This window comes from Myxococcus stipitatus DSM 14675, assembly GCF_000331735.1.
Lineage (GTDB): Bacteria > Myxococcota > Myxococcia > Myxococcales > Myxococcaceae > Myxococcus > Myxococcus stipitatus.
This window is the reverse complement of the sequence record NC_020126.1, coordinates 1,723,272-1,743,549: the sequence shown is the minus strand read 5'-3', so window position 1 is coordinate 1,743,549 and position 20,278 is coordinate 1,723,272. Positions and strand designations below refer to the sequence as shown.

The following is a 20,278-nucleotide window of genomic DNA, read 5'->3' as shown; positions in this document are numbered from 1 at the left end:
CTCGGGTGAGATGGCGCTCCTTCATGACGCCCTCCCCTTCCGATGACCTGGCCGTCGACGCGCGCGGGCTGCTCAAGCGCTTCGGCGGCTTCACCGCGCTCAATGGCCTGGACCTCCAGATTCCCAGGGGGGCGTTCTACGCGTACCTGGGGCCCAACGGCGCCGGGAAGTCCACCAGCATCGCGCTCTTGACGGGTGTGTACGGGCCCGACGCGGGCTCCATCCGCATGCTGGGCGTGGACGCGGTGAAGAAGCCGCTCGAGGTGAAGCGCCGCGTGGGCGTGGTGCCGGAGGAGCTGAGCCTCTTCGAGCGGCTCACCGGGCGGCAGTACCTCACGTTCTGCGCGCGCATGTACGGGCTGGACGGAGACGTGGCCGCGGCCCGGGCCGCGGAGCTGCTGGAGCTGACGGAGCTGACGTACAAGGCGGGCGCGCTCGTCTCGGAGTACTCCAAGGGCATGCGGCGGAGGCTCGCCATCGCGGCGGCGTTGATCCACGCGCCGGAGCTGGTGCTGCTGGATGAGCCCTTCGAGGGCATCGACGTGCTGGCCGCGGGCGTCATCCGCGAGCTCTTGCGCGAGCTGAGCCGGCGCGGGGTGACGCTGCTGCTCACCACGCATGTGCTGGAGATCGCCGAGCGACTGGCCACCCACGCGGGCATCATCCAGGGCGGCAGGATGCTGGACCAGGGCACGGTGCCGTCGCTGCTGGCGCGCTACGACTGCCCCTCGCTGGAGGCGGTGTTCGAGAAGCTCATCGCCGTGCCGGCCTCGCGCAACGCGCGGCTGTCGTTCTACGGCGAGGCCCCCGCCCCCGTCGTGGCGCTGCGGGAGCCGGCATGAGCCGCCCGGCCGTTCCAGGGTTCTTCCGCCACCTGTGGCTCCTGTGGGGACTGCGCTTCGACATCGGGCTGAACCAGGGGCCCGGCCGAAGCCGCCTGCTGGCCGTGGGCGCCTTCCTCGCGTCGAGCGCCCCGGGCCTGTTCTTCGGCCTGTTCTTCTACGGGCTGATGCGCCTGGGCCCCGTCGCGGAGAGCGACGTGTGGCCGTACTTCATCCTCAACCTGCTGTGCTTCGTCACCTTCTCCGTCTGGGTGTCGTGGCCGCTGTTGTCGGCGGGCGTGGATGACCATTCGGAGCTGAGCCGCTACGCGGCCTTCCCCATCTCGCCCTTCCGTCTGCTCATCGCCTCCACGGTGGCCAGCCTCTTCGAGCCGCGCGCGCTGGTGTTCTACGCACCGCTCACCGGCGCGGCGCTGGGCTTCGTCTCCATCAACCGGCTGTGGGCGCCCTGGCTCGCGGGGGTGCTCTACGTGCTGTTCGCGCTCTTCTGCGCGGCCTGGAGCCGGGTGGCGCTGTACGCCGTCATCAACGTGCTGAGGGCGAAGCACAGCGCGCAGATCATGGGCGGCGGGCTGCTGGTGTTCCTCGTCGCCGCGTCGTTCATCCCGCCCATCGACACGTCGTGGCTGACGCAGGTGGGCACCGCCGGCGTGGACGCGCTGGACATGTCGCTCATCATCAACGCGGCGGTGGCGCTGGGGCGGGTGCCTCCGGGCTTCTTCGGGGATGGCCTCGCGCAGCTCTCCTGGTTCCGTCCTCGCGTGGCCATGGTGGAGGCGGCGGGCCTCTTGTTCTTCACGGCCCTGGGCATGGCGGTGGCGTACAGGCTCCTCCTGCGCTTCCACCGTCAGGCGGGCCGCGCGGGGCCGCAGCAGAAGGACTCGAAGGAGAGCAACCCGTTCGCTCGCACGCGCACGCGCTTCTCCACGCTGGTGACGCGCGAGGCGCTCGACTTGTGGCGCAATCCGCGCGCGCGGCTGCTCGCGTCGGTGCCCTTCATCCTGGCCATCCTGCTGAAGCTCCTGTCCGGACGGGACTTGTTCGTCTTCCTGCTGGGGCGCTCCGCGGATGCGTGGCTGATGGGGGGCCTGTGCATCTACGGCGCGGTGGTGATTGCGTCGACGTTCTCCCAGAACACCTTCGCCTATGACGGGCAGGGCTTCGCGGCGTTCCTCGCCGCGCCGTTGGACCTGGCGGACGTGCTGCGCGCGAAGAACCGGGTGCAGGCCGCGGCGGCGCTCGGCATGGCGGTGATGGTGGCCCTCTTCTACCGGGTGTACTTCGGCTTCGGCTCGATGGTGGACATCGTCTGCGCGCTCGCCGCGGTGGCGGGAGTCCTGCCGGTGCTGCTGGCCGCGGGCAACTTCCTGTCGCTGTACTTCCCGGTGAAGTTCCACGCGAACCTCAAGCGGCGCGACAAGGTGCCCCTGACGGCGTCCATGCTGGGCATCCTCGCGGCCAGCGCGGGCTGCATGCCGTTCGGCTGGGCCCTGAGGTTCGCGGGGCAGGACGGCCCGTCGTGGGGGTCCGCGGCGATGATTGCCGTGTGCGCGGGCCTCTATCTCGTGCTGTACCGCCTCACCCTGCCGCTGGCGCTGCGGCTGCTCGAGCGACGGAGGGAGGTCGTCCTCCAAGCCGTGACGCGCGAATGACAGCGGGGCCGCGGACGCCCTGAAGGCGAGCCGCGGCCCCGAGCCTTCCCCGTCTGACTCAGTACGCCACGCCGTACTTCTTGGCCTGCGCCTTCACGCCCTTCATCACGTTGGCGTCGAAGGCGTCCTCCTTCTCCGGGCGGTTCTTCGACAGCCACGCCTCGCGCTCCTCGGCGAGCTTGGAGGCCTTGGCCTCCAGGGCCTTCTTCTCATCCGCCAGCTGCTTCACCTTCGCGGTGCGCGCCTCGGTGCTCAGGGCCTTCAAGTCCGCGGGCAGCTCATCGTCGCTCACGCTCGCCAGCTTCTCCGGCGCGGAGACCAGGTCCACCGCGCCGCCCACGGCCACCGGCGCGCTGCTCGGCGCGGGCGCCCCCGCTCCAGAGCCCCCTTCCGCGCGCTGCTTCTTGCGCAGGTAGGTGATGCGCTCCGAGGCGGCCTCCGGAGCCAGCTCCGCCATGGCCTGGGCCCTGGCGACGTTCGCGGCCTGGACCTCCGCCTTGCCCGTGTAGAGCGTCTTCGACGCGAGCGCCGAGTTCACCTTCGCCAGCTCGTCATCGTACGGCGTCGCCACCGCCACCATGCCGCCGGACTGCTCGATGGTGTCGAAGGAGCCATCGGTCAGCTTCGCCACGTACTTCCACGCCGTCATCGTCTCCTCGTCCAGGCCGCACCGCACGGTGTTCACGACGATGTGCTTGTCCTTGGCGCGCTTGGACCAGTGCTTGAAATCCCAGTCGTCGTTGCGCTGCGCGGGAGGCGCGTCGCCCACCAGGAAGATGGCCTTCATCACCGTGCGGTCCTGGCTCCAGGACAGCTTCGACACCGCCTCACCCAGGCCCCGGCCCACGTGCTCGGGCGAGTCGCCGCCGCCGCCCGCCGTGAAGCGGCGCAGGTTCGCGAAGACGGTGTCCAGGTCATCGCTCAAGTCGAAGCGCTTCGTGACGTAGTCGTCCCCCACGTCCCGGTACGCCACCAGGCCAATCTTCAGGTGCGGCGTGGGCCGCCCCTGCGCGATGCCCGAGGCGATGGAGTAGATTTTCGCCTTGGCCCCCTCGAGCAGCCCGCTCATCGAGCCCGTGGTGTCCAGCACGAAGACCACCTCGATTTCAGGGCGAGGCGCCGCGGGCTTCTTCTCGGCCTGGGCCTGCGAGCCCTGGTTCGCCGCGACGGGAGGCGGCGCCTTCACGGGGGGCGGTGCGGCCAGGGCCGGGGCCGCGGACAAGGTGGTGGCGAGCGCGGCCGTGAGCACGGTCCGCGACAGGGACTTGAGGTCCATGGCGTACTCCAAGAAAGAAGGGCTGTGAGGGAGGTTGGAAGGGAAGGCCGCGCGCGTGCTTCCCCATGAACGAACGACGCCGCTCCAGGGTCTAACCCCCTCGCGGAATGTCCCGGGGCCACACGGGTTGAGCCGCCCGCCACCGCCTTCACCGGCGATGGGCTCCCTGCTTTCCCCGTGTCGCACCGCGCACGCCCGCCTCCCAGTCTGCTTGCTCGACAGAGGCGGCCGTCTCATGCTGCGGCCAGTCACAGGAGGTCGTCGAACATGATGCCCGTTCTCCGCCGAAGCCTCTTTCTCCTCGGATGTCTGCTCGCCATCTCCTGCAACAGCGATTCGCCGTACTACCGGGTCCAGTTCTCCATGCCGGACACCGTCAGCCTCTCGCCCGGTGAGTCGACGCAGTTCGACCTGACCCTGGACCGCGTGGCCGACCAGCCGGGAGAGCTGCGCGTCGACCTGGTGGGCGCCCCCCAGGGCATCACCCTGTTGCCCCAGGTGGTCCTGCCGGAGGGCTCGGAGAGCATCACCGTCCCCGTCACCGTCTCCGTCGCCCAGGACATCCAGGTCTCCGGCACGCAGACGACGACGCTCCAGGCCAAGGACAGCGGGAAGGACCTCATCTCCACCGCCACGCTGTTCGTCGTGGTCCTCCCGCCGCCGACGCCCGCGGAGGGATTCTCCATCACCACCGAGGACCGGACCCTCGACGTCTTCCCCGGGCAGAACCAGCTCGCGACCATCCAGGTGGCTCGGACGAGTGGCTTCACGGGCGCCTTGACGTTGACCCTCGAGTCCTCCTCGCGGCGCATCCTGGCCAAGCCCCTGGTCGTCCCGGCGGAGCAGACGTCCGCGCGGTTCCTGATCCAGACCACGGACAGCGCGACGCGGCTGCCCCAGCCCATCACCGTCATCGCCACCAGCGAGGACGGCCGCCAGGCCAAGCTGGCGCTCACCATCAACGTGCGCTGAAGGCTCTCGCACCGCGGGACGCAAGAAGGGCCGGGAGCAAGGACGTCACGTCCTCGCCACCCGGCCCGATTCACATCCCCGTGTCCGAGCTCACGCCATGTCGAACAGCAGCGCCTCCACGGGCGACTCGGCGGTGAGCACCAACGCGTCCTCTTCCGACACCGCCACGCCGTCACCGGCCTTCAGCTTCACGCCGTTCAGCGTGCCGGAGCCACGCGCCATCTGCAGCCACGCATGCCGGCCCGACGCCAGCGTGTAGCGAGCGGACTCCCCCGCGCCCAGCAGCGTGCCGTGCAGCAGCAGGTCCTGGTGCACGGTGAGCGAGCCCTCCCGGCCATCGGGCGAGGCCACCACCCGGAAGCGCCCCTGACGCTCCTTCGCGTCGAAGGCCTTCTGCTCATAGCCCGGCGCCAGGCCCTTCTCGTTGGGGAGGATCCAGATCTGCAGCATGTGCAGCGGCTCCGAGAAGTTGTTCATCTCGCTGTGCACCACGCCCGTCCCCGCGCTCATCCGCTGCACTTCACCCGGCCGGATGACCGCCTGCGTCCCCATGCTGTCGCGGTGCTCCACCTGGCCACCCAGCACGTACGTGATGATTTCCATGTCCCGGTGCGGGTGCATCCCGAAGCCTCGCTGGGCCGCCACCGTGTCCTCGTTGATGACCCTCAACGTGCGGAACCCCATGAAGTTCGGGTCGTAGTAGTCCGCGAAGGAGAACGTGTGGTGCGTGTCCAACCAGCCGTGGTTGGCATGGCCTCTTTCCTCTGCATTTCGAACGGAGATCATCGCCTGCCTCCCTCTTTCCTTTATTTGCAACTCAGCTGCATCAACCGGGGTTCGGCCCGTGCACCCCATCGCCATGCCGCCCACCAGCACGGACCTGCGAGTCAGCGGACGGCCCGCCGCCCGCTCCTTCACGCGGCCTTCTCGGCCACCGCTTGGACGTCCAGGGAGATATCCACACGCTCCCCCACCAACAGCCCGCCTGCCTCCAGCGCCTGGTTCCACGAGAGGCCGAAGTCCTTGCGGTCGATGCTCGTGCTCGCCTGGAAGGCCAGCCGCTCGTTGCCCCACGGGTCCTTCACCTTCCCGAGCAGCTCCGTCTCCAGCACCACCTCGCGCGTGACGTCGCGAATCGTCAGGTCGCCCACCACGCGGTAGTGGCCCTTGCCCGCGTCCTGCACGCGCTTGCTGCGGAAGATGAGCTTCGGGAAGGCGCTCGCGTCGAAGAAGTCCGGCGAGCGCAGGTGGTTGTCACGCTGCTCCACACCCGTGTCGATGCTCGACGCGTCGATCTTCACCTCCACCGAGCCCTGCGCGAGGTCATCCCCCGGCACCACCACCTTCCCCTCGAAGCGCGTGAAGCGGCCGTGCACCTTGGCCACCACCATGTGGCGGACCATGAAGCCCACCGTCGTGTGCGTCGCATCCAGCTGCCAGGTCTTGAGGGTCATGTTCGTTCTCCTGAAGCTCAACCGCGTGTGACTCCTCCTAGAGCAACGCCCGGGCCAATACCCAACCCACTGTAATTACTGAACAAGCAACCCCACTAAAGGTCTGTCCATATCAAAATGACACTATCGCCCCCTCAATCCGAGAGCCCCTGGGAGGCGCGGAGCGCAGCCCCCGAGGGACCGGCGGCGAGACGGGCGGTCGCAGTCAGTCGGTGCACGGGCACCGCGTCGAGGGCTACCTTTCAGGAAAACGCCATGACGACCTCACCCACACGCCGCCAAGCCGCACTAGAGGCCCTCGCGCTCGACGACGAGGCCCTGCTCAAGACGTGCGAGGTGGACTACTTCATCGCCTCCGGCCCGGGCGGCCAGCACCGCAACACCACCGCCAGCGGCGTGCGCCTCACCCACGGCGCCACGGAGCTGTCCGTCACGGCGACGGAGCGGCGCAGCCAGGTCCAGAACAAGGGCGTGGCCCTGGAGCGCCTGCGCGAGGGCTTGAAGGCCCTCACGTTCGTCCCCAAGGTCCGCCGCCCCACCCGTCCCTCCGCGGGCGCCAAGCGCCGACGGCTCGAGGGGAAGAAGCGCACGTCGGAGAAGAAGACCCTCCGCGGCAAGGGCGACTGGTAGCCCCTCACCCCCCAGGGGCATGAAGCCGCTGCTACGAAACGGTTTGCGGGCTCGCAAAGTTTGCATAGCAAACGAGCCCATCCGCCTACAGGTGCATTGAGAAGTTCCAGGACGTTGCTGGAAGCGAGTGTGTCCTCTCTTGGGCACATGGCGTGCAGACAGGAGGCCCCGCTGACCCAGTCAGGGTCACTCTACCCCCTCGGTGGGAGCACCTCCCATGACTCCTCGTCTCCCCTCCCGCGCGCTGCGCCCCGTGCTGCTGGCCCTATCGATGCTGGTGGCCCTGCCCGCGCTCGCGACGGACATCATGACGTTCAGTCGCGGCTCGCTCATCATCCCCGAGCAAGCCACCTTCCAGCGCGGCTGTGGCGCGCTCTCGGCCTACGGCCTGGTGTGGCGCATCCTCCTGGAGAACCAGCCTGGAGGCCTGAACGCGGCCCAGCCGGTGACGGTGTACCTGGCCATCAACGACTTGAAGAAGTCGCCCAACCGGTGCGTGCCCACCAACCGCCACACTGCGCCCGCGCCCTCCGCAGACACGAAGTGGAATGACGGCTGCGACTTCACCATCACCAACCCCACGGAGCAGCCGGTGGTGCCGGTGGACTACTCCACCGACTTCCCCACCAGCGGCATGTACCCGTACGGGGACATCGACAACTTCGACACCACGGAATCCGTGGCGCGCCCCCAGTTCGCGGCCAAGACGCTGAACAACACCGTCACGGGCCCGCGCTTCACCACCGCCCGGTACATGGGCGGCTCCTTCATCATCGACGCCGTGGACGCCAAGCGCGTCATCGACTTCATCCGGTCCGACAGCACCACCGGGGGCGCCGAGTCTCCGAAGAAGTTCCGCACCACCACCTCGTGCTCCTCGGACTGCGCCACCTTCACCAGCGGCAGCGGCTGCCACTTCGTCCGCATGCACCAGGCCACCATCGAGTTCTCCGCGCCGGTGGCCCGCCGCATCAACCGCGTCCCGCCCAAGATCGCACTGCTGGACCTGCGAGACAGCGGCAGCGTGCTCGGCGGAATGCTGGACGACTACCTGCGCAACGCGGGTCTGGACTTCCCGGGCGCGGGCGGCTGCCCCGCGGGAACCACGTCCGGCTGCACCCGAAACAAGAAACAGCCGGGCCTCATCTACGACGCCATGCAGGCCAACAAGGACCTCATCTCCACCGCCGCCCACAAGAACGGCCTGCTCAACGCGGTGGACCCCATCACCAAGAAGCCTCGCTACAAGGTGTTCTGGGCGCCCCACTGGGAAATCGGCGACAGCTCCCACGCAGGATACGAAGCGAACGGTGACGGCGCCGACTCACAGCGTGAGAACGTCCTCAACAACATCGCGTACTTCACCAACCAGCGTGGAAACGGCCTCTTCGCCGAGTGCGCGAGCATCTGGTCCTACGAGACGACCGAGCGTGATGATGGCACGGCGGTGACAAGCTCCCACTTCCAAGGCCAGAGCGACTTCGAGAAGAACATGCTCAGTGGCGGTGGCAGCTGGAACGGCCGCAACTGCACGGACCCGGACTACATGGCCCAGAGCGAGTCCAGCCGCGGGCAGTGCATCCTCTACCCGAACCCCGGGGACCCGTTCTCGCAGATGGGCGACTTCAGCCTCACCAGCGTCGTGGGACACACCCAGAACTACCGCACCGTCTACAAGAACGGCGTGCGCCGCCTGGCGGTGAGCTGGTACCAGCACAAGGACGAGCACGTCTTCGACAACCCCACCCACGTGGCCGAGGACACGAAGAAGCGTCGCGGGCACGACTTCTTCTCCTTCAACCAGAAGGACAATGACCCGAAGAAGGCGACCATCGTCTACCTGGCGGGTCATGACTACCAGCACAGCGTCGCCGGCACGCGCATCGTGCTCAACACGCTGCTCAACCTGGGCTCCGAGCCGCTGAGCAGCGAGCGCGCGCTCTCCGCGCCCGTCGCCTTCGACGACACCAACGGCAACGACACCGACGGCAGCCGCGCGCTCGTGCTGGCGGCCACCTACGACGCCGTCTCCGGCTATCCCCCCGGCGCGGACACCTTCACCCCGTCCCAGGGTGCCCACTGGGTGTTCCCCTTCTTCCCGGGCCACCTGCGCGCGCACTCGCTCATCGGCGGTGATGCGCTGGCCACGGGCGAGAGCGACCTGGACGCCGCCACGCTCTGGGACGCGGACGCGCAGATGCCCCTCCCCGGAAACCGGAACCTCTTCACGTACTTCGGCGGACAGGTGAAGACGAACCCGCCGCTCGGCACCGGCCTGCGCGCGCCGAAGGGCGTGATGCAGGTGGGCTGGAAGCCGCAGAACGTGGCGGGCACCGCCCTCACCCCGGGCTGCGTGGACGTGCTCAAGCTGGGTGAGGTCGTCAACCCCGATGGCACGTCGCGCTTCGACTTCCTCACCACGCCCACGGGCGATGGCGTGTGCGACCTGCAGCAAGCGGTGCAGTACACCGAGCAGCTCGCGGGCCCTGACTTCGGCGTGAGCACCGACGCCGTCAACAAGGCCAAGCTCGCCGCGGACCTCAACACGGTGAAGCAGATGCTCCAGCGCGTGCGCGGCTACTGCTTCGCCACGTCGAAGAGCGGCGGCACGTCGACGCCCGTCTTCACGCCGACCGACAGCCAGTGCGACAACGAGGATGCGGACAACCGCGCGCACCTGGGCGGCTTCGTGCACTCGTCCCCGGCGGTGGTGAAGCCCAGCCCCTACATCCCGGACATCGGCAACAAGCCGCGCCCCACCGTGGCGTACGCGGCGGGCCTGGACGGGCAGCTCCACGCCTTCTACGTGTCGGGCGGCGCCGGGTACCAGGGCCCCGCGGACTCGCAGTCCTTCCCCAACGTCAGCCCCGCGGACTCATCCTTCCCCACGAACTGGAGCTCGACGTTCGCCGGCGGGAGCACGCCGAATGCGGGCACGGAGCTGTGGAGCTTCATCCCCGCCACCCAGCTTCCGTGGCTGCGCAGCAACAACGCGCGCGTCAACAGCGCGCCCGTGGTGATGGACGTCTTCGCGGACTTCGTCGGCAGCGGCAAGCGCGAGTGGCACACCGTGCTGGTCGCCAACGTGGGCAGCACGGGCCGGGACTTGTTCGCCATGGACATCACCAACCCGCTGCGCCCCGTGCTGCTGTGGCACCTGGTGGGCAGCCACTTCCAGACGGGCGCGTTCCCTCCGCACGCGCCGGTGGAGCTGGCGGACCGCGACACGGGCGGCACGCAGTGGGCGGTGAAGTGGCAGGAGAAGGACGCGCTCTTCCAGATGGCGCCGCAGACGGACCCGGGCCGCAAGGCCACGGGCCTCTATGACTACACCGGCATGGGCGGCACGCGCGGCCTGTCCGTGGGTGTCATGCGCCAGGGCCTGGAGCCCACCTACGCGGTCTTCGTCGCCTCCAGCAGCTCGGGCGCGAACGGCGCGCCCACGTACGGCATGCAGGTCTTCGCCATCGACGCGGCCACCGGCCAGAAGCTGTGGCAGTGGGAGCAGGACTACACCCAGACGTGGGTGGACAACTCCGCACCCACCGCGCCCACCGTGCTGACGGACACCGGCGGCGCCTCGCGCCTGTACGTCGGGGACATGGAGGGACGGCTGTGGGAGCTGGACGGCGCCACCGGGCAGAACGCCAACGTGGCGCGCCTGGGCCCCGCGTGCTCGGCGGCCGTGCCTTGCAAGTACGCCGCGCTGGATACGCGCTCCACGGCCGCCGAGCGCCGCCCCATCACCACCAACGTGGCGCTGGCCCGACTGCCGCGGACCATCGCCTCGGGAACCGCCTTGAAGGGCTACGAAGGGGAGCTCATCGCCATGGTGGGGACGGGCGGCGTGGACTGGGTGCCGGCCTCCTCCGCGGGCCAGTTCCACCTGGCGCTGCTGGAGCGCAACCGGCGGCTGCCCCTGGGCGTCGACGGCTTGAAGCTCGACGGCTCGCCCATCACGGCCTCCGCGGCGAACACCCTCGCCGCGCAGGCCGGCGTGCTCCAGGAGCCGTCGCCGTTCCCCCTGACGTTCGCCGCGCCCCGGCACCTGTACGGGAACATCACCGTGGCGGGCCGCACCGCGTACTTCAGCACCGCCCAGGGCAAGGTCGGCGACCTGATGTCGCTCGACGCGACGACCGCGGGCAACACGTGGAGCATCGACCTGGGCAGCACCGCCACCTCGGCGGGTGGCGCGGCCGTCGCGCTGCCGAGCCTGAACCTGGCGAACTTCGGAGGCGTCGCGGTGTACCACCGGGGGACGGGCAGCGGCGCCTCCACGGACTACGTGGTGGGGCTCGAGGTGAGCCGCATCACCAACACGCGCATCGACAACAGCGGGACGAAGGGTCCCTCCAGCCCCGACGAGGAGCTGCGCGTCAACGGCCAGGGCGGCTTCATCTTCCGGCTGCTCAACTGGAGCCAGAGGTTCTTCGAATGAGCTCGACTGCTCGCGCGCTCCGCCGGGGCGCCACCCTCATCGAGGTGCTCATCGCCATGGCGGTGCTGGCGCTCGCCGCCACCGGAGCGGTGGGCGGCATGGTGTTCGCCTCCCGCGACGTGCATGACGGACAGCTCCTCCAGGTGAAGCGCCTGCTGCTCGAGGCCAGCACCCAGCGGCTGTGGCTGGCCTCCAAGGCGCCGCTGCTCTCCGAAGCCGTGGTGCGCCCCAGCACCTTCCCCACGGACCTGGCGCCCGGCGCCGCGCCGTGGAAGGTGGACTCGAGCCTCCCCGTCGCGGGAGACCCCAGCACCGGCGCCTACTTCAAGCTGTCCGCCTCCGGACTGGTGGAGCCCCTCACCGGCATCCCCCCCGGCACGGCCTGCAATCACACGTCGCTGCCAGAGGGCACGTACTGCCGCGAGATGCTCGTGACGCAGGGCCTGCCGAAAGACCCGCCCCCCGCCGCCGCCGCGCTCCTGCCTCCGGGCTCGCGGCCGGTGACGGTCTGGACCCGCGTGGTGCGCAAGGGCGACACCGCCGAGCGCGCCCAGTCGCACAACGAGGTGTTCGTCCAATGAGAGCCCCGCGCGGAATGACGTTGCTCGAAATCATGGTGGCCCTGGCCCTCACGGCCATCATCATCGCGGCCGCCTCGGCGCTCGTCGTGGCTGGCAGCCGCATCATCCACAACACGGAGCACACGGCGGACAGCCATGACGCCTCCCGGCTCGCGGGCGAGGCCATCCTGAACATGGTGCGGCAGGCCGGCGCCGGTGCGCCCGGCGGCATCTGGGTGTCCCAGGGAGGCACGCCCACCCGCGTCAGCGCCGTCTTCGGGAGCGACGGCGCCGCCTCGGGTGATGACCTGTGGCTGGTGGTGCCGGACCGCGACTACCTGGGTGAGCCGTGTCGCACGGAGGGCACCGCGGCCTCCGTGGTGCGGCCGGGCGTAGGGGTCATCCACGTCAACTGCACGGAGGGCTTCAAGCCGGACTCGCTGCACCTGGTCAGCAACATGACGAGCGCGGCCCTCCTCTCCAGCGTCACCACCACCCCCGCGACCCCGGGGACGCCCGGACAGGTGCAGTACGCCGAGTCCACCGTCAGCGGCTTCTCCAACGCACCGGAGAAGGGCGGCTACCAGGTGGGAGACCTCGTGTATCCGGTGCGCCTGGTGCACTTCTTCATCGCCCCCCACCCCACGACGGGGCGGCCGTCGCTGATGCGCGCGGACGGGCGGCTCCAGGTGGACCCGACGGGGCGGCCCTTCTCCGACGTGGACCCGGCGACCAGCCTTCCCATGGTCGTGCAGGAGAACGTGGAGAACCTGCAGGTGGCGTTCGGCTTCGACTCCACCGGCCAGGAGGACCCCGCGAAGTACACGTGGCAGCATGGACTGCTGCCCGCCTACACGCCGGGGCTGCGCGCGGTGCGCATCAACGTGGTGGCCACCGGCCGCAACCAGCGCCGCAACACGCAGAGCACCGCCGTGCTGGATGACGACAAGCCCATCGCCGTGGAGAACTACGCGCCGCCCCCCCCGGTCGCCGCGGATGGTCTCTACCGCAGCCTCTACACCCGCCGCCTGGAGCTGCCGAACCTGGCGGCCGCCAACCTGTGAGCCTCGCGATGCGAAAGTCCCTGCATCCTTCCCCTCGCGGCGCCACGCTGCTGATCGTCGTCATGCTCGTCCTCATCCTGCTGGGGCTCGTCGGCAGCTTGATGGTGTACGCGGGCGGTGAGCGCGTGCGCGCCGTCTCCCACGCACGCGCGGGCCAGCGGCAGAGCTGCGCGGAGAGCGGCCTCCAGCTGGCGCGCGGCTACTTCGGGCGCAACTACGCCACCTGGAACACCTTCCTCTCCGCGCCGAGCAGCTACGACCCGGTGCCCTCGTCGTTCAACCCCACGCCCGCGGACCCGGCCTCCTCCACGCTGCTCGGCGCGCACCCGGAGCTCTTCGCGGACGTGGACGGCGACGGCGAGATGGATGTGTTCCTCTACATCCGCGACAACGAGGACGAGTTCGACCCGCTGCCGACCAACTGGCGCCGCGACAATGACCAGGTCGCGGTGGTGGGCGCGGTCTGCATCTCCAAGACGCTGCGCCCGCGCCGGAGCGATGGCACGCAGGACCCGAGCACGCTCGCCCTGGAGGGACTGCTCAGCTACAACGGCGGCGGCGGCATCAATTGCTCCCAGGGCAACGCGGGCACGGGCGCGGGCAACTGCAACTGACGAGAGGCCCGTCTTCTCCCGCGCTCGCACCTTGGCGGGCGTGGGAGGATGGGCGCCACACCCTCTCGGAAGGACCCTGGAATGCCCACGCTCGAAGACGCGATCGCCCTCGCGGTGGAGGCGCATCGTGGACAGCGGGACAAGGCCGGCCAGCCCTATGTGCTGCACCCGCTGCGGCTGATGCTGAAGCTGGAGACGGAGGAGGAGCGCACCGTCGCCGTCCTCCATGACGTGGTGGAGGACACGCCCTGGACGCTGGAGCGCCTGCGTGAGCGCGGCTACCCGGAAGCAGTGCTGCGCGCGCTGGAGGGGCTCACCCGGCGCAAGGACGAGTCCTACGAGGCCTTCATCGAGCGGCTGCGGCCCGACGCGCTGGCGCGCCGGGTGAAGCTCGCGGACCTGGAGGACAACATGGACGTGCGCCGGTTGACGGCGGTGACGGCCAAAGACACGGAGCGGCTCGCCCGCTACCGCGCCGCCTGGGCCCGCCTGCGAGAGCCCTGAGACACCACGGCCCGGAGCGCCGCAGGGGCAGTCCGGGCCGCTGTGTGAGTCCAGCACCCGCCGAGGAAAGCAGGTGCCAGCCTCTGTCTTCCTGACTACGCCTTCGCGAGCTGGCGCAGCACGAACTGCAGGATGCCGCCGTGACGGTAGTAGTCGAGCTCGTTGGGCGTGTCGATGCGGCACACCGCGGTGAACTCCTTGGTGCCGCCCTCGCCCGTGGCCTTCACGGTGAGCTTCTTCTGCGGCGCCAGGTCCTGCGCGACGCCCGTGATTTCGAACGTCTCGTGGCCGGTGAGGCCCAGCGACTGCGCGTCCTGACCCGCCTCGAACTGCAGCGGCAGCACGCCCCCGACGAGGTTGGAGCGGTGGATGCGCTCGAAGCTCTTGGCGATGACGGCCTTCACGCCCAGCAGCTGCGTGCCCTTGGCGGCCCAGTCACGGCTGGAGCCCGTGCCGTACTCGGCGCCGGCCAGCACCACCAGCGGCGTGCCGTCCGCCTGGTACTTCATGGAGGCGTCGTAGATGCTCATCCGCTCGCGGGTGGGGATGTGCACGGTGACGCCACCCTCCACGCCGGGGACCAGCAGGTTCTTCAGGCGGATGTTGGCGAAGGTGCCGCGCACCATCACCTCGTGGTTGCCGCGACGCGCGCCGTAGGAGTTGAAGTCCTTGGGCTCCACGCCCTCGGCCATCAGGTACTTGGCGGCGGGGCTCGTCTTCGCGATGTTGCCCGCGGGGGAGATGTGGTCCGTCGTGACGGAGTCACCCAGGAGCGCCAGCACGCGCGCGCCCTTGATGTCCTGCGTCGCCTTCGGCTCCTTGGGCAGGTTCTCGAAGAAGGGCGGCTTGCGCACGTAGGTGGACTTGACGTCCCACTGGAACGTGGAGCCCTTGCCCACGGGCAGCTGCTGCCAGAGCGCGTCGCCCTCCATGGCGTGCGCGTACTGGTGGCGGAACTGCTCGGGCTTCACCGCGGTGCGGATGATGCTCTGGATTTCGTCGTTGGTGGGCCAGATGTCCTTGAGGAACACGGGGCGACCGTTGGGGTCCGTGCCCAGGGCCTCCTTGTCCATGTCCAGCCCGACCTCGCCGGCCAGCGCGTAGGCCACCACCAGCGGCGGGCTGGCCAGGTAGTTCATGCGCACGTGCGGGTTGATGCGGCCCTCGAAGTTGCGGTTGCCGGAGAGCACCGCGGCGACCACGAGGTCCCCTTCGACGACGGCGTTGGCGACAGGCTCCGTCAGCGGACCCGAGTTGCCGATGCACGTGGTGCAGCCGTAGCCCACGACGTGGAAGCCGACGGCCTCCAGGTAGGGCAGCAGGCCGGCGTCCCGCAGGTACTCGGTGACGACGCGGCTGCCCGGCGCCAGGCTGGTCTTCACCCAGGGCTTGGGGTTGAGGCCGCGCTCCACGGCCTTCTTCGCCAGGATGCCCGCGGCCACCAGCACCGCCGGGTTGGAGGTGTTGGTGCACGAGGTGATGGAGGCAATCACCACCGCGCCGTGGCCGAGCTCGTAGCTCTCACGGCCCTGCTTCACGGTGACCGTCTGGGCCAGGCGCTGGGGCGGCACTTCCGCCGCGGGGGCCTTGGCCTTGCCGCCCCCCTCGTCGTCCTCGCCCTTGCTCTTGCCGGCGGCCAGCATCTCCACGAGCGACTTCTCGTAGCCGGCCTTCATGTCCTTGAGCGGGACGCGGTCCTGCGGACGCTTGGGGCCCGCGAGGCTGGGCACCACGGTGGACAGGTCCAGCTCCAGCGTGTCGCTGAAGAGCGGGTCCTGCGCGTCGTCCTTGCGCCACAGGCCCTGCTCCTTGGCGTAGGCCTCCGTGAGGGCCACGGCGGCGTCGGGGCGACCCGTGAAGCGCAGGTAGTTGAGGCTCTCCTCGTCCACCGGGAAGAAGCCGATGGTGGCCCCGTACTCGGGCGCCATGTTGGCGATGGTGGCGCGGTCCGGCAGGGACAGGCCCTTGAGGCCGCTGCCGTAGAACTCCACGAACTTGCCGACCACGCCCTTCTTGCGAAGCATCTGGGTGACGGTGAGGACCAGGTCCGTCGCCGTCGCGCCCGCGGGCAGCTTGCCGGTGAGCTTGAAGCCCACCACCTGCGGGATGAGCATCGTGATGGGCTGGCCGAGCAGCGCGGCCTCCGCCTCGATGCCGCCCACGCCCCAGCCCACCACGCCCAGGCCGTTGATCATCGTGGTGTGGCTGTCGGTGCCCACCAGCGTGTCCGGGTACACGGTGGAGTCCTGGCGGAACGTCACCTGCGCCAGGTACTCGAGGTTGACCTGGTGGCAGATGCCGATGTCCGGCGGAACGACGCCAAAGCCCTTGAACGCGCTCTGGCCCCAGCGGAGGAACGCGTACCGCTCGCGGTTGCGCTCGAACTCCAGCTCGGCGTTCTCCTTGAAGGCCGCCGTGGTGGCGAAGGAGTCGATCTGCACCGAGTGGTCGATGACCAGGTCGGCGGGGTTGCGCGGGTTGATCTTGCCGGGGTCTCCGCCCATGGAGGCCAGCGCCTCACGCATCGCGGCCAGGTCCACCACGGCGGGCACGCCGGTGAAGTCCTGGAGCAGCACGCGCGCGGGGTGGAAGGAGATCTCCACGTCCGGGGTGGCCTTGGGGTCCCACGCGAGCATCTTCTCGACGTGCTCCCGCTTGACGACACGACCGTCCTCGTTGCGAAGCAGGTTCTCCAAGAGCACCTTCAGGGAGAACGGCAACCGCTCCACCGAAGGATGTGCCTTGGCCAGCTTGCTCAGGCTGAAGAAGTCATAGGTGGCCGAGCCCACCTGGAGCTTGGACTTCGTACCGAAACTGTCGGTCATGTGCGGTGCCGTCCTTCCGTGCGCAGGATGTGGGACCTTCTAGGCATGCTGTTGACGCGTTGCAAAGGGTTCCTGCACGCGCATCCAGCGATGGACTGTTGCCCCAGCAAGGGTCCAGCCCCACTCATCGGAACCATGCCCCCGGCTGGGGAGTTGTCTGCTGCGATACCCCCTCCGTAACGAGCGGGGGACGCCAGGACAACCCCCGAGGCGTCAGAGCACTTCGCGCAGGGAGACGAGGACGCGCTCCAGCAGCTTGAGCCACAGGGGCCGGCGGCGGAACTCCGTCAGCGTCACCTCCCGGCAGCCCGTGCAGTCCTCCCGGAACGACTCCTCCAGGCGGCGCCCCAGGCGGGGGTCGGCGAAGACAGCGTTGACCTCGTGGTTGAAGGCCAGGCTCAGCCGCTCCAGGTTGAAGGAGCCCACGGTGCCCCAGGCGCCGTCCACCACGGCGGTCTTCGCGTGGAGCACGCCCCGCTGCCACTCGAAGATGCGGACGCCCGCTCCCAGCAGCTTCTCGTAGAAGGTCCGGGAGACGAACTCCAGCAGGGGGTGGTCGCTGCGGGCGTTGAGGAGCAGGCGCACCTCCACGCCTCGCCGGGCCGCGTCGCGCAGCACGGCCACCAAGCGCCGGTCCGGCACGAAGTACGCCGCCGCGATGAGCACGCTGCGCCGCGCCCGCTGGATGGCGTGCAGATAGGCCCGGTGGATGCCCCGGCGGCTGGACAGCACCGCCACGCCCACGTGTCCTCGGCCCACCGGGCGCCTGCGCCAGCGATGCAGGCCCTGCGTCCAGCGGTGGAAGCGGTCCTGGAACATCATCCGCCAGGTGGCCAGGAAGCGCCGCTCCAGCGCGTGGACGGCGGGCCCCTCGATGCGCAGCACGTCGTCGCGCCAGCCCCCACCCTGCCCCTCCGGCGCCCAGTGCGCGGAGATGTTCACCCCGCCGGTGAAGGCCACCTCGCCGTCGACGACGAGGATTTTTCGGTGGTCCCGGCGCACCAGGTGGCGCCACCCGCGCGACAGGCTGAAGGGCTTGAAGGGACGGATGTCCACGCCGCGCTGGCGCAGCGCCTCGAAGAAGCCCCTGCGGCTCGTCCACGAGCCCACCGCGTCGTAGAGCACCTTCACGTGCACGCCCCGCTCGGCTGCCTCCGCGAGCGCCTGGCCGAACAGCTCACCGACGGCGTCGGTGATGAACATGTACGTCTCCAGGCGGATGTAGCGCCGAGCGCCGCGGATGGCCTCCAGCATCGCCGGGTAGGCCTCCACGCCATCGCGCAGCAGCACGCACGTGTTGCCGCGAGACACCACATGGCCCCGAGGCAGGTAGTAGCGCGCGAGCAACAGCGGGGAGACGCCGGAGCTCCACAGCGGCGAGGGCGCCTGATCCGCGAGGCACACGCGCGGGGAGGGCGCCTCATCCGCGAGGCACACGCGCGGGGAGGGCGCCTCATCCGCGAGGCACGCGCCCGGGGAGGGCGCCTCTTCCGCGAGGCACACGCGCGGCGAGGGCGCCTGGTCCGCGAGGCACGCGCGCGGGGAGGGCGCCTCTTCCGCGAGGCACACGCGCGGGGAGGGCGCCTCTTCCGCGAGGCACACGCGCCGGGAGCGCGTCACGTCCGGCTCGAGAACAGGCTCCGACGGGAGCGTCACCGCCCGTCGGCGAGGGCCGTCCTGGGATTCCGCCTCCGCCCCGCTCGTCGCCTCCAGGTCGCGCATGGCGCCCTTACGTTGAGGACGACCTCACGGAGCGGCAACCCCCTGGGGCCGCCAGAACGGCCCTCGGGGGCGAGACAAACGTCCACGGGCGGACGGAAGACGCCCGCCGTGGACCCAGGCCTTCTACAGCCCGTACTCCTCGCGCTTGTTCTCCGCGCGGGTGGCACAGGGCTGGTCGTACTCGGGGAAGTACTGCTTCACGTGGTCCAGGGTGGCGGAGGCACCCTTGTAGTTGCCCTGGTTGTAGTAGCCCTCCACCTCGAGCAGCAGCTTGGCGCAGGTCCTGTCCAGCTCCTGCTGCGCGACCTTCATGCGCTCCTGGGCCTCGTAGTAGAGGTCCGGCTTGGGCTCCGGGTGGGCCTCCAGCATCAGCCACGCCTCGCGGAAGGACTTCCACGCCTCGTAGCGGTTGCGGGCGCCGATGTCCGGCGTGTCGTTGTTCTTGCGGCCACGCTTGTAGGACTCGGTGGCCTGACGCACGAGCTCCTCGGGCAGCAGCTCCGGAAGCAGCGCGCTCTCCACCCACACGTTCCAGATGCGCCAGGGGTCCTCACCCGGCGGATTCTTGGTGTTGTCGAAGACGATGCGGTTGGGCTCGCCCTTCTTCAGGTGCTGGGACGGAATCATCATCTCCAGCGCGCGGTCCTGGCTGGCCAGCGTGTCCGGGGGCACCTTGCCCACGTCCACGCCGTTGACGCTGACCATCACCTCGTCCTTCGAGATGCCCTGCGCCTGGTAGTGGAGGATGACCACCGCGCGGGTGGCGGCGGTGTACTCCCACTCGAAGATCTTCATGTCCGCCCGAGCCCACGTCACGTCCGGCCCCAGGCCGAACGAGTCGCGGATGGGCTGACGGGTGAGCATCGCGGGCTCCTCGCCCACGGGCCCGGTGTCCGAGCCGCTCAGGACCAGCCAGTACAAGAGGCCGAAGATGCCCAGCACCACCGCGACGCCGCCGCCCACCACACCGCCGCGCACCGCGTTGCTGGCATCCGCCCAGAACAGCTTGGCGCTCGCCACCAGACCCGGCGACTCACGGCGGATTCGCGCGCGCTCCGCGGCGGACAGACCGCTGGCCCCGGCGTTGGCCTGGGGACGCGCACGCACCGGCGCCGAGCTCTCCGCTCGCGCAGGACGCCGAGGCGCGGGAGAGGAATTCCCCGCGCGCTCGATGGCCGCGGGCTCCGACGCCGCCACGGCCGCGCGAGAGCCGCTGGCGCCACCCGACGCGGGCCGCAGCGCGCGCAGGTTGTTGCGAGTGGCCCCCTGACGCATCTCCTCCAGGGCGTTCTCGTCCGCCCCATCCGGAGCCAGGGCCACGCCCTTGTTGCGCTGCCGCTTGAGGGCATCCACGGAGACGATGCGCGTGCTGTTCGCACCGTCCTCCGCGCCGGCCGGCAGCTCCTCTTCGCCCGTGGAGGACTCCGCCGTCATCAGGGTGAAGATGAACGTCACCGGCCCCAGGGTCAGCTTGTCGCCGTCCTCCAGGGCCTGGGTCTGCACGGCGGAGCCGTTGAGCAGGGTGCCGTTCGCGCTGCCCTGGTCCTCGACGCTGTAGGCGTCGCCGTCGAGGAACAGTCGGCAGTGGCGGCGGGACACACCAGGGTCGTACAGGACGACGTCACATTCGGACGTACGACCGATGAGCACGGAGTCCTGGTCGAAGACGAACTCCTTGCCGGCGTCTTTTCCCTCGGAGATCGTCAGCTGGAAAGGCATGGG

The 20,278-nt window shown here is 69.7% G+C and carries 15 protein-coding genes; 9 read left to right on the top strand and 6 right to left on the bottom strand.

Annotated elements, in window-relative coordinates; genetic code table 11:
* Nucleotides 1–23 precede the first annotated feature (23 nt).
* Both MYSTI_RS06935 and MYSTI_RS06930 read left to right on the top strand, forming a co-directional pair.
* Nucleotides 24–842, top strand: coding sequence for an ABC transporter ATP-binding protein (locus tag MYSTI_RS06935; protein ID WP_015347006.1), 819 nt, complete (start codon nt 24–26; stop codon nt 840–842).
* On the top strand, nt 839–2,494 hold the full coding sequence (locus tag MYSTI_RS06930; RefSeq protein WP_015347005.1) for a hypothetical protein: 1,656 nt from the start codon (nt 839–841) through the stop codon (nt 2,492–2,494). Before MYSTI_RS06935 ends, MYSTI_RS06930 begins: the two co-directional genes overlap by 4 nt.
* Nucleotides 2,495–2,552: 58 nt before the next feature.
* On the opposite strand, the gene MYSTI_RS06925 is transcribed toward MYSTI_RS06930, so the two are convergent.
* Nucleotides 2,553–3,770 carry a vWA domain-containing protein gene (locus tag MYSTI_RS06925; protein WP_015347004.1) on the bottom strand — a complete coding sequence of 406 codons (1,218 nt, stop codon included), beginning with the start codon at nt 3,768–3,770 and terminating at the stop codon, nt 2,553–2,555.
* A gap of 267 nt (nt 3,771–4,037) precedes the next feature.
* On the opposite strand from MYSTI_RS06925, the gene MYSTI_RS06920 reads away from it, so the two are divergent.
* Nucleotides 4,038–4,742 (top strand): COG1470 family protein, encoded by a 705-nt coding sequence (locus tag MYSTI_RS06920; protein WP_015347003.1) that lies wholly within the window; start codon nt 4,038–4,040, stop codon nt 4,740–4,742.
* Between the two features lie 90 nt (nt 4,743–4,832).
* Here MYSTI_RS06920 and MYSTI_RS06915 read toward each other — a convergent pair whose 3' ends face one another.
* Together MYSTI_RS06915 and MYSTI_RS06910 are read right to left on the bottom strand one after the other, a co-directional pair.
* The gene (locus tag MYSTI_RS06915; RefSeq protein WP_015347002.1) at nt 4,833–5,528 is read right to left on the bottom strand and encodes a pirin family protein; all 696 of its coding nucleotides are present in this window, start codon (nt 5,526–5,528) and stop codon (nt 4,833–4,835) included.
* Nucleotides 5,529–5,656: 128 nt separating this feature from the next.
* Nucleotides 5,657–6,196, bottom strand: coding sequence for a YceI family protein (locus tag MYSTI_RS06910; protein ID WP_015347001.1), 540 nt, complete (start codon nt 6,194–6,196; stop codon nt 5,657–5,659).
* A gap of 255 nt (nt 6,197–6,451) precedes the next feature.
* On the opposite strand from MYSTI_RS06910, the gene MYSTI_RS06905 reads away from it, so the two are divergent.
* The 6 genes from MYSTI_RS06905 (at nt 6,452) to MYSTI_RS06880 (ending at nt 14,009) form a co-directional block, all read left to right on the top strand.
* A complete protein-coding gene (locus MYSTI_RS06905) occupies nt 6,452–6,826 on the top strand; it encodes a peptide chain release factor family protein (RefSeq protein WP_015347000.1) in 375 nt (124 codons plus the stop codon).
* A 217-nt stretch (nt 6,827–7,043) separates the two neighbouring features.
* The gene (locus MYSTI_RS06900; protein ID WP_015346999.1) at nt 7,044–11,267 is read left to right on the top strand and encodes a pilus assembly protein; all 4,224 of its coding nucleotides are present in this window, start codon (nt 7,044–7,046) and stop codon (nt 11,265–11,267) included.
* Nucleotides 11,264–11,848 carry a type IV pilus modification PilV family protein gene (locus tag MYSTI_RS06895; protein ID WP_015346998.1) on the top strand — a complete coding sequence of 195 codons (585 nt, stop codon included), beginning with the start codon at nt 11,264–11,266 and terminating at the stop codon, nt 11,846–11,848. The genes MYSTI_RS06900 and MYSTI_RS06895 overlap by 4 nt, the downstream gene beginning before the upstream one ends.
* A gap of 14 nt (nt 11,849–11,862) precedes the next feature.
* Nucleotides 11,863–12,891 carry a PilW family protein gene (locus MYSTI_RS06890; RefSeq protein ID WP_233278194.1) on the top strand — a complete coding sequence of 343 codons (1,029 nt, stop codon included), beginning with the start codon at nt 11,863–11,865 and terminating at the stop codon, nt 12,889–12,891.
* An 8-nt stretch (nt 12,892–12,899) separates the two neighbouring features.
* The gene (locus MYSTI_RS06885) at nt 12,900–13,505 is read left to right on the top strand and encodes a hypothetical protein (protein WP_015346996.1); all 606 of its coding nucleotides are present in this window, start codon (nt 12,900–12,902) and stop codon (nt 13,503–13,505) included.
* Nucleotides 13,506–13,586: 81 nt separating this feature from the next.
* Nucleotides 13,587–14,009 (top strand): HD domain-containing protein, encoded by a 423-nt coding sequence (locus MYSTI_RS06880; RefSeq protein WP_015346995.1) that lies wholly within the window; start codon nt 13,587–13,589, stop codon nt 14,007–14,009.
* Nucleotides 14,010–14,104: 95 nt separating this feature from the next.
* Here MYSTI_RS06880 and acnA read toward each other — a convergent pair whose 3' ends face one another.
* From acnA to MYSTI_RS06865, 3 genes are all read right to left on the bottom strand, one after another.
* A complete protein-coding gene (gene acnA, locus MYSTI_RS06875) occupies nt 14,105–16,834 on the bottom strand; it encodes an aconitate hydratase AcnA (protein ID WP_015346994.1) in 2,730 nt (909 codons plus the stop codon).
* A gap of 213 nt (nt 16,835–17,047) precedes the next feature.
* Nucleotides 17,048–18,556 carry a phospholipase D-like domain-containing protein gene (locus tag MYSTI_RS06870; protein ID WP_015346993.1) on the bottom strand — a complete coding sequence of 503 codons (1,509 nt, stop codon included), beginning with the start codon at nt 18,554–18,556 and terminating at the stop codon, nt 17,048–17,050.
* Between the two features lie 123 nt (nt 18,557–18,679).
* The gene (locus MYSTI_RS06865) at nt 18,680–20,275 is read right to left on the bottom strand and encodes an FHA domain-containing protein (protein WP_015346992.1); all 1,596 of its coding nucleotides are present in this window, start codon (nt 20,273–20,275) and stop codon (nt 18,680–18,682) included.
* Nucleotides 20,276–20,278: the final 3 nt, after the last annotated feature.